This is a genomic window from Pantoea sp. Sc1 (genome assembly GCF_000255315.1).
In the GTDB taxonomy this organism is placed as follows: Bacteria; Pseudomonadota; Gammaproteobacteria; order Enterobacterales; family Enterobacteriaceae; genus Pantoea; species Pantoea anthophila.
On the sequence record NZ_AJFP01000001.1, the window covers coordinates 3113333 to 3125685 of the forward strand.

14 protein-coding genes are annotated in these 12353 nt (G+C 58.0%); 6 read left to right on the forward strand and 8 right to left on the reverse strand.

Annotated elements, in window-relative coordinates; all coding sequences use genetic code 11:
- The first annotated feature begins 30 nt into the window (after positions 1-30).
- From xseB to S7A_RS14515, 4 genes are all read left to right on the forward strand, one after another.
- Entirely contained in the window at positions 31-273 is a 243-nt protein-coding gene (gene xseB, locus S7A_RS14500) for an exodeoxyribonuclease VII small subunit (RefSeq protein WP_009091735.1), read from the forward strand.
- Positions 273-1172: a (2E,6E)-farnesyl diphosphate synthase gene (gene ispA / locus S7A_RS14505; protein WP_009091736.1), complete on the forward strand. Its 900-nt coding sequence runs from the start codon at positions 273-275 to the stop codon at positions 1170-1172. Before xseB ends, ispA begins: the two co-directional genes overlap by 1 nt.
- A 19-nt stretch (positions 1173-1191) precedes the next feature.
- Positions 1192-3057: a 1-deoxy-D-xylulose-5-phosphate synthase gene (dxs, locus tag S7A_RS14510; RefSeq protein ID WP_009091737.1), complete on the forward strand. Its 1866-nt coding sequence runs from the start codon at positions 1192-1194 to the stop codon at positions 3055-3057.
- A gap of 80 nt (positions 3058-3137) precedes the next feature.
- A complete protein-coding gene (locus S7A_RS14515; protein ID WP_009091739.1) occupies positions 3138-4112 on the forward strand; it encodes an aldo/keto reductase in 975 nt (324 codons plus the stop codon).
- 51 nt (positions 4113-4163) lie between these two features.
- Here the strand turns inward: S7A_RS14515 and pgpA are convergent, their stop codons facing one another.
- The 6 genes from pgpA to nrdR all read right to left on the reverse strand — a co-directional run bounded on the left by pgpA (position 4164) and on the right by nrdR (position 8234).
- The gene (pgpA, locus tag S7A_RS14520; RefSeq protein ID WP_071987814.1) at positions 4164-4703 is read right to left on the reverse strand and encodes a phosphatidylglycerophosphatase A; all 540 of its coding nucleotides are present in this window, start codon (positions 4701-4703) and stop codon (positions 4164-4166) included.
- Positions 4648-5625 (reverse strand): thiamine-phosphate kinase, encoded by a 978-nt coding sequence (gene thiL / locus S7A_RS14525; RefSeq protein WP_009091743.1) that lies wholly within the window; start codon positions 5623-5625, stop codon positions 4648-4650. The genes pgpA and thiL overlap by 56 nt, the downstream gene beginning before the upstream one ends.
- 55 nt (positions 5626-5680) lie before the next feature.
- Positions 5681-6100 carry a transcription antitermination factor NusB gene (gene nusB, locus S7A_RS14530; RefSeq protein WP_009091744.1) on the reverse strand — a complete coding sequence of 140 codons (420 nt, stop codon included), beginning with the start codon at positions 6098-6100 and terminating at the stop codon, positions 5681-5683.
- Between the two features lie 19 nt (positions 6101-6119).
- Complete coding sequence (ribE, locus tag S7A_RS14535) at positions 6120-6590, reverse strand: 6,7-dimethyl-8-ribityllumazine synthase (RefSeq protein WP_009091746.1); 471 nt, start codon at positions 6588-6590, stop codon at positions 6120-6122.
- 90 nt (positions 6591-6680) lie between these two features.
- Positions 6681-7781, reverse strand: coding sequence for a bifunctional diaminohydroxyphosphoribosylaminopyrimidine deaminase/5-amino-6-(5-phosphoribosylamino)uracil reductase RibD (gene ribD / locus S7A_RS14540; protein ID WP_009091748.1), 1101 nt, complete (start codon positions 7779-7781; stop codon positions 6681-6683).
- Between the two features lie 3 nt (positions 7782-7784).
- Complete coding sequence (gene nrdR, locus S7A_RS14545) at positions 7785-8234, reverse strand: transcriptional regulator NrdR (protein WP_009091750.1); 450 nt, start codon at positions 8232-8234, stop codon at positions 7785-7787.
- Positions 8235-8419: 185 nt separating this feature from the next.
- Here nrdR and lysM point away from each other — a divergent pair, with 185 nt between their 5' ends.
- Entirely contained in the window at positions 8420-8857 is a 438-nt protein-coding gene (lysM, locus tag S7A_RS14550) for a peptidoglycan-binding protein LysM (protein WP_009091752.1), read from the forward strand.
- 16 nt (positions 8858-8873) lie between these two features.
- Positions 8874-9452, forward strand: coding sequence for a DUF3251 domain-containing protein (locus S7A_RS14555; RefSeq protein ID WP_009091754.1), 579 nt, complete (start codon positions 8874-8876; stop codon positions 9450-9452).
- A 60-nt stretch (positions 9453-9512) separates the two neighbouring features.
- On the opposite strand, the gene secF is transcribed toward S7A_RS14555, so the two are convergent.
- Together secF and secD are read right to left on the reverse strand one after the other, a co-directional pair.
- Positions 9513-10481, reverse strand: coding sequence for a protein translocase subunit SecF (gene secF, locus S7A_RS14560; RefSeq protein ID WP_009091756.1), 969 nt, complete (start codon positions 10479-10481; stop codon positions 9513-9515).
- A 10-nt stretch (positions 10482-10491) separates the two neighbouring features.
- Entirely contained in the window at positions 10492-12339 is a 1848-nt protein-coding gene (gene secD / locus S7A_RS14565) for a protein translocase subunit SecD (protein ID WP_009091758.1), read from the reverse strand.
- Positions 12340-12353: the final 14 nt, after the last annotated feature.

Sequence of the window (12353 nt, forward strand, 5' to 3'; positions counted from 1 at the left end):
TAATGTCCCAACCGTGAGTCGACACGAAATATGCCGAAAAAAGCCGAACAGCCAGCCAGCTTTGAAACGTCATTGCAGCAGCTGGAGCAGATTGTCAGCCGTCTGGAAAGTGGTGAACTGCCGCTGGAAGAAGCCCTGAACGAGTTTGAGCGCGGCGTGCAGCTGGCGCGGACAGGCCAGCAGACGCTGCAGCAGGCTGAACAGCGTGTCCGTATTCTGCTGAACGATGATAAAAACGCCGACCTCACTGCTTTCACGCCGGAAAATGACTAATGGATTTTGTCCGATTACTCGACGCGTATCAGCAGCAGGTCAACGCCGCGCTGACGCGTTTTATAGCGCCACTTCCTTTTCAGAGTTCTCCTCTGGTTAATGCCATGCATTATGGGGCATTATTGGGCGGTAAACGCCTGCGCCCTTTTCTGGTCTACGCGACCGGTGAGATGCTCCGCGCCGACCCGGCGAGTCTGGATGCGCCCGCCGCCGCGGTTGAATGCATTCATGCGTACTCTCTGATTCATGACGATCTCCCTGCGATGGATGACGATGCACTGCGTCGCGGGCAGCCGACCTGTCACATTAAATATGGCGAAGATACGGCGATACTGGCAGGCGATGCCCTGCAGACGCTGGCCTTCTCAATTCTGACTGACGAGGCGATGCCGGGTGTCAGCGCGGAGTACCGGCTGCGGATGATCTCTGAACTGGCAAACGCCAGCGGCGTGGCCGGCATGTGCGGCGGTCAGGCGCTTGATCTGGCCGCAGAGGGTAAATCGGTGGATCTCGATCAGCTGGAGCAGATCCATCGCCACAAAACGGGCGCGCTGATCCGCTCAGCCGTCCGCTTAGGTGCTTTTACCGCAGGCGATGCGGGCCGTGAAGCCCTGCCGCTGCTCGACCGCTATGCTGAGGCTATCGGTCTCGCGTTTCAGGTGCAGGACGATATCCTGGACGTGGTGGGTGACACCGCCGTTATCGGAAAACGTCAGGGTGCCGATCAGCAACTGGGCAAAAGCACCTATCCTTCACTGTTAGGCTTAGAAAATGCCCGTGCCAAAGCGCGGGATTTGTATCAGGAAGCCCTTGATGCTCTGGAATTGCTCGCCGCGCACTCCTATAACACCACAGCACTGCAGGCGCTGGCGAGCTTCATAATTGAACGCGACAAATAACTTCCATAATGAGTCTCTGATGAGTTTTGATATTGCTAAATACCCGACACTGGCGCTGGCAAACACGGTTCAGGAGCTGCGTGCCCTGCCGAAAGAGAAGCTGCCTGCACTGTGTGATGAACTGCGTCAGTATCTGTTAGACAGCGTGAGCCGCTCCAGCGGCCATTTTGCATCGGGTCTGGGCGTTGTCGAACTGACTGTCGCGCTGCATTATGTCTACAACACTCCTTTTGATCATCTGGTATGGGATGTGGGTCATCAGGCTTATCCGCATAAAATTCTGACCGGTCGCCGCGATCGCATCGGCACCATCCGTCAGAAAAACGGCGTGCATCCGTTCCCGTGGCGCGGCGAAAGTGAATATGACGTGCTGAGCGTCGGTCACTCGTCGACCTCTATCAGTGCCGGTCTGGGCATGGCCGCGGCGGCAGAACGCGAAGGTCAGGGTCGTCGCACCGCCTGTATTATCGGCGATGGGGCTATCACCGCAGGCATGGCGTTTGAAGCGATGAACCATGCCGGTGATATCAAACCGGACATGCTGGTGATCCTCAATGACAATGAGATGTCGATCTCCGAAAACGTCGGCGCGCTGAATAACCGTCTGGCGCAGATCCTGTCAGGTAAAACCTACGCGCGACTGCGTGAAGGCAGTAAGCGCGTACTGACTAACCTGCCCCCGATTAAAGAGCTGGTTAAGCGCACGGAAGAGCACCTCAAAGGCATGGTGGTGCCGGGAACGCTGTTTGAAGAGTTAGGCTTCAACTACATCGGTCCGGTTGATGGCCACGATGTCCTGACGCTGGTCAATACGCTGAGTAACATGCGCAACCTGAAAGGGCCGCAGTTCCTGCATATTATGACGAAGAAAGGGAAAGGCTACGCCCCGGCAGAGGAAGATCCGATTGCCTGGCACGCCGTCCCTAAATTCGATCCGGCCATTGGCGAACTGCCGAAAAGTGCCGAAGGTCTGCCGAGCTACTCTAAAATCTTCGGCAACTGGCTGTGCGAAATGGCCGCCGACGATCCGAAGCTGATGGCGATTACCCCAGCGATGCGTGAAGGCTCCGGCATGGTGACCTTCTCCCGTGAGTTCCCGCAGCAATATTTTGATGTGGCGATCGCCGAGCAGCACGCGGTGACCTTCGCCGCCGGTATGGCGATTGGCGGTTATAAGCCGATCGTGGCCATCTATTCCACCTTCCTGCAGCGCGCCTACGATCAGCTGATCCATGACGTCGCTATCCAGAAACTGCCGGTCCTGTTTGCTATCGATCGCGGTGGTATTGTCGGCGCGGACGGTCAGACTCACCAGGGCGCATTTGATCTCGCCTATCTGCGCTGTGTGCCGGAGATGGTGATCATGACGCCCAGCGACGAAAATGAGTGCCGTCAGATGCTCTACACCGGCTATCACTATCAGGACGGGCCGAGCGCCGTGCGTTATCCGCGCGGCACCGGCGTTGGCACCCCACTGGCACCGCTACAGAGCCTGCCGCTGGGCAAAGGCGTGGTGAAACGTCAGGGTGAAGAACTGGCGATTCTGAACTTTGGTACGCTGCTGCCGGAAGCGGCCGCTGCGGCGGAAGCGCTGAATGCGACCCTGGTCGATATGCGTTTTGTGAAGCCGCTGGATGAGGCGCTGATTGCCGAACTGGCCGCCACCCACACGTCACTGATTACGCTGGAAGAAGGCGCAATCAAGGGCGGTGCAGGCAGCGGCGTCAATGAATTCGTCATGGCAAAACGCCTGGCTGTGCCGGTTCTCAATATCGGCCTGCCCGATGAATTTATCCCGCAGGGCACTCAGGAAGAAGTGCGCCATGACTACCTGCTGGACGCCGAAGGTATCCAGCAGCAGATCACCCGCTGGCTGGCGCAGTAACCTCTCCTCTCTGCGCTCCCTCCGGGGAGCGCAACGCCCTGCTATGCTGAAACCTTTGCACTTTCGCAGGAGCCTCCACCATGAAACTGATTCAACTGGGAACCACCGACCTTCAGGTTTCGCGCCTCTGTCTGGGCTGCATGACCTATGGCGAGCCGACGCGCGGCAACCACGCCTGGACGCTGCCTGAAGCGAGCAGCCGTCCGCTGATCCAGCAGGCCCTCAACGCAGGGATCAACTTCTTCGACACGGCCAACAGCTATTCAGACGGCAGCAGTGAAGAGATCCTGGGACGGGCGCTGAAAGATTTTGCGCGCCGTGAAGAGATTGTGGTCGCCACCAAAGTCTATTTCCCCCTGAGCAACCTCTCACAGGGTCTGTCGCGCAAAAATATCCTGCAATCCATTGATGACAGCCTGCAGCGCCTCGGCATGGAGTATGTCGATCTGCTGCAGATTCACCGCTGGGATTACGAGACGCCGCTGGAAGAGACGCTGGAAGCGCTGCATGATGTCGTACAGTCGGGCAAAGCGCGCTACATCGGGGCCTCATCCATGCACGCCAGCCAGTTTGCTCAGGCGTTGCAGATGCAGTCGCAACAGGGCTGGCATCGCTTTGTCAGCATGCAGGATCAGTACAACCTGATTCAGCGTGAAGAGGAGCGTGAAATGCATCCGCTCTGTCAGAAAGAGCAGATCGCCGTGCTGCCCTGGAGCCCGCTGGCGCGCGGTAAGCTGACCCGCCCATGGGGTGAAAACACCGCTCGCTCCACCTCTGATCAGGTCATGGCGAAGCTCTATGCCACCACCGAAGAGAATGATGCCGCCATTGCGCAGCGTCTGGCGCAGGTAGCAGAGAGTAAAGGCGTGACGCGGGCACAGGTCGCCCTGGCCTGGCTGCTGAGCAAACCTGCCGTCACGGCGCCAATCATTGGCGCGTCGCGTGCTGAGCAGTTTGCGGATCTGGTGAAGGCGGTGGATGTCACACTGAGTGACGACGAGATTACCCTGCTGGAAGAGGTCTATCAGCCGCATCAGGCGGTGGGATTCGAGTAACGCCGTCAGATGACGCCCTTGCCGGGCGTCATCTTATCGCGGGTGAGCGGATCAGCCCGCCAGCCAGACTCCGATGCCATACAGCATGGCAGCCGAAATGACCCCGGCAATGATGTCATCAACCATAATGCCCATGCCACCGTGCACGTTGCGATCAAACCAGCGAATCGGCCAGGGTTTCCACATATCCAGAATACGGAACAGCACAAATCCCCCGAGCACCCACTGCCAGCTGTTGACCGGAATCGCCATCAGCGTAATCCACATGCCGATAAACTCATCCCAGACAATACTGCCATGATCGTGAACGCCCATATCTTTGGCGGTGCGATGACAGAGGTAAACGCCGACGCAGATGCCGACCAGCACGACCAGCGAATAGAGGTCCTGCGGCAGAAACGTCATCAGCCACCAGAACGGGATCGCCGCCAGCGATCCCATGGTGCCAGGCACCACCGGGCTTAACCCGCTGCCAAAACCGGTCGCCAGCAGATGCCAGGGATTGCTCATCCGCAGGCGGCCTTTGGCCACATCGTTATTTCGTATCAAAGTGATCGAATCCTTTATGGCGGAAGGTGGCGGGCTTGCCATTATCCAGCAGCGTTAAGCCTTCCGACTCCGGTGCTATCTGACCGATGCAGGTGTAGGGCACGCCCAGATGACCCAGCGCCACATCCAGCGCGCCGCGATTCAACTCCGGCACGGTGAAGCAGAGCTCATAATCCTCTCCCCCACTCAGCGCCCAGCGCAGAACCTGCTCAGGGTCGAAATGGTCACGCAGCGCGCCAGAAAGCGGCAGAGCATCAAGATTAAGCCGTGCGCCACAGCCGCTGGCTTTCAGCACGTGACCGAGATCGGAAATCAGGCCGTCAGAGAGGTCTACCGCAGAGGAGGCCAGCGCACGCAGGGCCTGTCCCTGCAGAATGCGCGGCATGGGGCGCAGATGGCGTTTGATCAGCGCCTCATGCACCGCCGGATCGCTGATGCGGCAGTGATGCTGCAGCAGCGCCAGGCCCGCCGCGCTGTCACCCAGCGTGCCGGTCACGTAGATCCAGTCACCCGGCTTCGCGCCGGAGCGTTTCAGGGCCCGGCCCTGCGGCACCAGACCGTGAATCGCCAGCGTCAGGCTCAGCGGGCCGCGCGTGGTGTCACCGCCCACCAGCTGCATATCGTAATACTCCAGCAGCTCAAACAGGCTCTCACTGAACGCCGACAGCCAGCTCTCATCGACCTGCGGCAGCGTCAGGGCCAGCGTCAGCCACGCGGGATCGGCGCCCATAGCGGCGAGGTCGCTGAGATTAACAGCCAGGGCTTTGTAGCCGAGATCGGCGGGATGGATATCCCGTAAGAAGTGCACACCGGCAACCAGGGTATCGGTGCTGATCGCCAGCGTCTGTTTTTCCGGCACGCTCAGTAACGCACAATCGTCACCGATGCCGAGTTCGACATCACGGCGGCTGCGTGTTCTGCGGTTGAAGTAGCGTGCGATGAGTTCAAATTCACCACAAGACATAATTACGTTCCGCTTAACCCTCTATGAAAAAAGGCCGGCAAGCCGGCCTTTTTGTTTATTTGCGATGGGGTCGAATCTGTGGACCGGCTTTATCCAGCACGCCGTTAACAAATTTATGACTGTCTTCAGCGCCGAAGACTTTCGCCAGCTCAATCCCTTCGTTGATGGCCACTTTATAGGGCACATCATCACGTTTGCTCAGCTCATACAGTGAGATGCGCAGGATCGCTTTTTCTACCTGGCCCAGCTCTTCAAGCTGACGCGACAGGTAGGGCTTCATCAGTCCATCCAGATACGCACTGTTGGTCGCCACACCGGACAGCAGTTCGCGGAAATAGGTAATGTCGACGTCTTTGACGTCCTGTTCCGCCAGAAACTGGTATTCCACATCGGCAATGTCGTTATTCGACAACTGCCAGGAGTAAAGCGCCTGAACAGCGCACTCACGGGCGCGACGACGAGCAGCAGGTTTCACAAAATTCCCCTTACAAAAATCAGGCTTTAATGGCTTTCAATACGTTGATCATTTCGAGCGCGGTCAGTGCGGCTTCCGCACCTTTGTTACCGGCTTTGGTACCGGCACGTTCAATGGCCTGCTCGATGCTTTCGGTTGTCAGCACGCCAAATGCGACAGGAATATCGCTGTTAATGGCGACGCTGGCGATACCGGAGCTGGCTTCACCCGCCACATATTCGAAGTGGGCTGTGCCACCACGAATCACGGTGCCGAGGGCGATAATCGCATCATATTTGCCGGCGTTAGCCAGCGCGCGAGCTGCCAGAGGCAGTTCGTAGGCGCCGGGAACCCAGACTACGGTGATATTGTCATCTTTGACCTGGCCGATACGTTTCAGGGCATCAATTGCACCCTCCAGCAGGCTGTCATTAATGAAGTTGTTAAAACGCGCGATAACGATGGCAACACTGGCCTCAGGCGTTGCAACAGCAGCTTCGATAACTTTCATACTTATCCTTTCAGGGGTTTATTTAGCCCCGCGCAGGGGGGCGGATTCTATCATACTCTTCGGCGGCGTGCTCTCGCTTTTCCGCCCGTGTTATTGCGGCGTCAGGGTCAGGCGTAAATCGTCTCCGACCTGACGGACATCGCTGAAACGAAAGGCAGGCGCATCAGCCAGCTGACTGAGTCCGGGCAAGTGACACAGGCCGCGGCCTTCATCACCTAACAGCTTAGGTGCCACGTAGACGATCAGCTCATCGGCCAGTCCCGCCTGCAGCAGCGCACCCGCCAGCGTTGCGCCCGCTTCAACCCAGACGCTGTTGATCTGGCGCTGGCCCAGCAGCATCATCATCGCCACCAGATCCAGCTGATGCTCGCGCTGCGGAACGGCAATTTGCGTCACGCCTGCGGGCCAGCTCTGCTGATCCAGCTGATGGCGCATCAGCCAGGTTTCTCCTGGCTGCGAAATCAGGCGATGCCCGGACGTAACGCGATTCTGGCTGTCGATAATCACCCGCACCGGCTGACGCAGCTGCTGCTCATCCAGCAGCGCCTGGGTGTCCGCACTGAGTTCGGACCAGCGCACCGTCAGGGAGGGATCGTCCGCCAGCACGGTTGCGCTGCTGCTCAGGATAGCCGCACTTTGCGCCCGCAGACGCTGCACATCACGACGCGCAGCCGCAGAGGTAATCCACTGACTTTCGCCGCTGGCCATGGCGGTCCGGCCATCCAGCGACGCGCCCAGTTTGAGCTGAATCCAGGGAAACCCGGTGCGCATCCGCTTGAGAAAGCCGCGATTCAGCGCCTCCGCTTCCGGCATCATCAGACCGTGGCTGACCTCAATGCCCGCCTGCTGCAGGCGGTGCAGCCCGCGACCGGCGACCTGCGGATTCGGGTCCTGCATCGCGGCCACGACCCGCTTCACACCGGCGGCGATCAGGGCATCACAGCAGGGAGGCGTACGGCCATGATGACTGCACGGCTCCAGCGTCACATAGGCGGTAGCGCCGCGCGCTTTTTCGCCTGCCATACGCAGCGCGTGGACTTCCGCATGGGGTTCTCCGGCGCGCTGGTGCCACCCCTCCCCCACGACCTCACCATCGCGTACGATAACGCAGCCGACGTTGGGGTTGGGCATGGTGGTAAAACGGCCGCGTCGCGCCAGCTCCAGCGCGCGCGCCATATAGCGTTCATCCATACTTTAATCCTGTAAACGGGCGATCTCTTCGCCAAAATCCCGGATATCTTCAAAGCTGCGGTAAACCGAGGCGAAGCGGATGTAGGCCACCTTATCGAGTTTTTTCAGCTCATCCATCACCAGGTTGCCAATCAGCTTGCTGGGGATCTCCCGTTCACCCGTGGCACGCAGCTGGGTTTTGATATGGTTTACGGCGCTTTCCACCGCGTCGGCGCTGACCGGACGCTTTTCCAGCGCCTTCATCATCCCGCTGGCCATTTTGTCTTCATTGAAGGGTTCGCGCACGTCATTGCTTTTCACCACGCGAGGCATCACCAGTTCTGCCACCTCAAAGGTGGTAAAGCGCTCATGGCACATCAGACACTGGCGGCGGCGGCGCACCGAAGAGCCTTCACTAACCAGACGAGAATCAATCACTTTGGTGTCCACAGCGGAGCAGAATGGGCAATGCATGACGTTTCCTGACGCGAGAGTGATGGGTCAGACAGTGTAGCGCGAACTGCGAATCAACAAAATCTCTTCGTGCCTTTCAGAGGATTCACCTCTCAGGATAAACGATGCTAAATTTCGTCTGCAGCAAAAGGGACTACGCTTTAAGGGCTGCAATTGAAATTTTCCACTAACACACTGGAGGTTGTATGGGTCTGTTTAACTTTGTGAAAGAAGCGGGTGAAAAATTGTGGGATGCCGTGCATGGCGGTGATGACCAGAATAAAAAGCTGCAGGAGCACATCAACAAACTCGGATTACCCGACAGCGACAAGGTTGATGTCAAAGTGAATGGCGATACCGTCACGGTGACCGGCGATGGCCTCTCTCAGGAGCTGAAAGAGAAGATTCTGATCGCAGCGGGCAACGTCGCGGGCATCACCAAAGTGGAAGACAAGGTTACCGTCACCGACAGCGCAGCGGAGTCCGAACTCTACACGGTGAAAAAAGGCGATACGCTGAGCGCCATCTCGAAACAGGTCTACGGCAACGCCAATGAGTACAATAAGATTTTCGAAGCGAACAAACCGATGCTGTCGCACCCTGATAAGATCTACCCGGGTCAGGTGTTACGCATCCCGAAATAACGGACAAGGATAACTTATGAACAGGATGGTTTGGGTTCCGGTGGCGCTCTCTCTGATGACGCTGAGCGGGTGCAGCAGCACCGCCAGCACACCGCAGGTCAGAGAGCTGCATCAGGAAGTGAATCAGCTTAATCAGCAGATGCAGCACCTGACCTCGCAAGCCAGTGCGCTGGAGATTCAGGGACAGCTGAACAGCCAGTCTCAGCAGGGAGCATGGCTGCTGCCACAGGCCAATACGCCCGTGGCGTTGCAGACCCGGCTCGGTACGCTGCGACTGACGCTGTCGCCCGTCACGGCTGAAGCGAGCGGCTCGCGGGCAACCCTCACGGTGCGTTCGATGGATGAACAGCCGTTGCCTGCGCTGAACGCCACGGTGATCTGGGGCGAGCTCGATCCCGCCAGCGGCAAGCCGCTCGGCAATGACACGCTGAGTCAGACCATCACCGTGCCTGCCTCCCTGCTGCCGCAGCATTCGGTCACCGTTCCGCTGCGCCTCAGCGGTCTGACACCGGAGCAGCTCGGCTACGTCCGCGTGCATAACGTGACCGGTAACGTGCCGACCCAGACCCCACCTGCTGCACCGGCATTACCCTGACGGCCGGCGCAAAAAAAACGGGCAGCCCAAGGGCTGCCCGTTTTCATTTCTGTCATGCGATTACGGCAGGATAGAAGGCTGATCTGCGCCCTCTTTCTCAACCTTCTGCACCAGCATATGTTCACGCTTCATGCCCAGCTTCAGCGCCAGCGCCGAAGAGACATAAATGGATGAAATCGTACCGATCGTCACACCAATCAGCATGGTCAGTGAGAAGCCTTTCAGCAGCGCACCACCAAAGATGAAGAGGATGAGGATCATCGCCAGTGTGGTCAGCGAGGTAATCAGCGTACGGCTTAAGGTCTGGGTCAGGGACACGTTGGTAATATCGTAAGCGCTGCCGCGACGGATCTTGCGGAAGTTCTCACGAATACGGTCAGAGACCACGATTTTATCGTTAAGCGAGTAGCCAATCACTGACATCAGTGAGGCAACAATCGTCAGGTCGATTTCAATACGGAACAGCGCCAGCAGACCGCAGGTGATGATGACGTCATGCGCCAGCGCCAGCACGGTGCCCAGTGCCAGACGCCACTCAAAGCGGAAACCGATATAGATCAGAATCGCAATCAGTGCAGACAACAGCGCCATCGCCCCCGCCTGCGCCAGGTCGCTGCCCACGCTCGGGCCTACGAACTCAATGCGCTTAACGGTCGCGTTCTGCTGGGTGGTCTGGTTAATCACCGACACCACTTTATTGCCTATTTCGGTGCCTGCCGGACCGGTAACCGGTGCCATACGCACCATGACGTCACGGCTGCTGCCAAAGTTCTGCACCAGCGGCTCGTCAAAGCCCGCTTTCACCAGATCGCTGCGCAGCGTGTCGAGGTCGGCAGGTTTTTCCAGCGCAATCTCAATCACGGTACCGCCGGTGAAATCGAGGCCCCAGTTAAAACCGCGCACGCCCACGATCGCAATCGCAGCGACGATCAGCAGTCCCGAAATGATGAAGGCCAGCGTATCCCAGCGCATAAAGTCGACGACTTTACGCCCGTGGTTCAACTGCTCAATGTTATATTCCTGTGCCACAACGCACTCCTCAGATAGACAGCTTGTTGATGCGTTTGCCACCGTAAACCAGGTTAACAATGGCACGGGTACCGATAATCGCGGTGAACATTGAGGTCGCGATACCGATAGCGGTGGTAATCGCAAAGCCTTTGATCGAACCGGTGCCGACCGCGTAAAGAATGATCACTTTGATCAGGGTGGTCACGTTCGCATCGACAATACTGGAGAAGGCGCCTTTGTAGCCCTCATGGATTGCCTGCTGAACCGAGCGCCCGTTGCGCAGCTCTTCTTTAATACGTTCGTTAATCAGTACGTTGGCATCAACTGCCACCGCCAGGGTTAACACGATACCGGCAATCCCCGGCATGGTCAGGGTCGCGCCCGGCAGCAGGGACATGATGCCGACAATCAGCACCAGGTTTACCAGCAGCGCACTGGTCGCAATCAGACCAAACTTCTTGTAGAACACCACCATGAACAGGATCGACGCAAGCAGACCCCAGAGGCAGGCTTCCAGACCCTGAGTAATGTTCTGCTGACCCATGGTCGGTCCGATAGTGCGCTCTTCCACGATCTGGATTGGCGCAATCAACGCACCGGCACGCAGCAGCAGCGACAGCTGACGCGCTTCGTTCGGATTGTTGATACCGGTAATGCGGAAGCTGTTCCCCAGGCGAGACTGGATATTGGCGACGTTAATCACCTCTTCCTGTTTCACCAGAATGGAACGGCCATTGGCATCTTTCTTACCGCTGTCTTTGTACTCCACAAACAGGGTCGCCATCGGTTTGCCGATGTTGTCCTTGGTGAAGTTCGACATGATGTTTCCGCCTGCGCCATCCAGTGAAATGTTCACCTGTGGCTGGTTGTACTCATCCATGCTGGAGGTCGAGTCGGTGATGTGGTCACCGGTCAGAATCACCCGCTTGTAGAGTACGACCGGCTGGCCGTCACGCATCTTTTTGACTTCGGAGTCACCCGGCACCCGGCCACTGGCGGCTGCGCTCGGATCCACGGTGGTGTTCACCAGACGGAATTCCAGGGTTGCGGTCGCACCCAGAATCTCTTTGGCGCGCGCCGTGTCCTGAATCCCTGGCAGTTCCACCACGATGCGATCGGAACCCTGACGCTGAACCAGCGGTTCCGCCACGCCCAGCTGGTTCACACGGTTACGCAGAATCGTGATGTTCTGCTGAACCGCATATTCACGCGCTTCGCTGAGACGGGCATCGCTCATGGTGGCACGCAGCGCATCGCTGCCGCTGCTGTTGATCACCAGATCCTGATGACGGGAAGAGAGCCAGGAAATCGCCGCATCGCGGCTGGCGGCGTCACGGAAACGAATTTCCACGCCGTAGTTCGCGATTTTATTGACGTTGGTATAGGGGATATTTTTGGCGCGCAGGTCGCTACGCAGCGTATCAGCATTCTGCTCCTGCAGTTTGCTGAGTGCGGTGTCCATGTCCACTTCCATCAGGAAGTGCACGCCGCCACGCAGGTCGAGACCGAGTTTCATCGGTTCTGCTGACAGCATGGTCAGCCAGCGGGGCGTGGCAGGCGCGAGGTTCAGCGCCACGACGTAGTCTTCACCCAGCGCTTTCATGATCGCTTCACGGGCGCGTAACTGCACATCCGTATTGGCGAAGCGCGCGGTAATCGCACCATTTTCCAGCGCAACAGATTTGCTCTGGATATTGTCCTGTTTTAATGCGGACTGAATCTGATCCAGCGTCTGCTCACTGGCGGCGCTTCCGCGCGCACCAGTGATTTGAACGGCCGGATCCTCACCATAGAGGTTGGGAAGCGCATAGAGCAGGCCGACGATAATCACGACGACCAGCATCACATACTTCCACAAAGGATAACGGTTTAACACGGCAGTTCCCTTAG

Bases quoted from the DNA above. Each gene is read 5' to 3' on its own strand.
- ribD (WP_009091748.1), bottom strand. From the start codon at position 7,781: ATGGATGAACGCTATATGGCGCGCGCGCTGGAGCTGGCGCGACGCGGC.
- dxs (WP_009091737.1), top strand. From the start codon at position 1,192: ATGAGTTTTGATATTGCTAAATACCCGACACTGGCGCTGGCAAACACG.
- pgpA (WP_071987814.1), bottom strand. From the start codon at position 4,703: ATGGCAAGCCCGCCACCTTCCGCCATAAAGGATTCGATCACTTTGATA.
- xseB (WP_009091735.1), top strand. From the start codon at position 31: ATGCCGAAAAAAGCCGAACAGCCAGCCAGCTTTGAAACGTCATTGCAG.
- S7A_RS14515 (WP_009091739.1), top strand. From the start codon at position 3,138: ATGAAACTGATTCAACTGGGAACCACCGACCTTCAGGTTTCGCGCCTC.
- nrdR (WP_009091750.1), bottom strand. From the start codon at position 8,234: ATGCATTGCCCATTCTGCTCCGCTGTGGACACCAAAGTGATTGATTCT.
- S7A_RS14555 (WP_009091754.1), top strand. From the start codon at position 8,874: ATGAACAGGATGGTTTGGGTTCCGGTGGCGCTCTCTCTGATGACGCTG.
- ribE (WP_009091746.1), bottom strand. From the start codon at position 6,590: ATGAAAGTTATCGAAGCTGCTGTTGCAACGCCTGAGGCCAGTGTTGCC.
- thiL (WP_009091743.1), bottom strand. From the start codon at position 5,625: ATGTCTTGTGGTGAATTTGAACTCATCGCACGCTACTTCAACCGCAGA.
- ispA (WP_009091736.1), top strand. From the start codon at position 273: ATGGATTTTGTCCGATTACTCGACGCGTATCAGCAGCAGGTCAACGCC.
- lysM (WP_009091752.1), top strand. From the start codon at position 8,420: ATGGGTCTGTTTAACTTTGTGAAAGAAGCGGGTGAAAAATTGTGGGAT.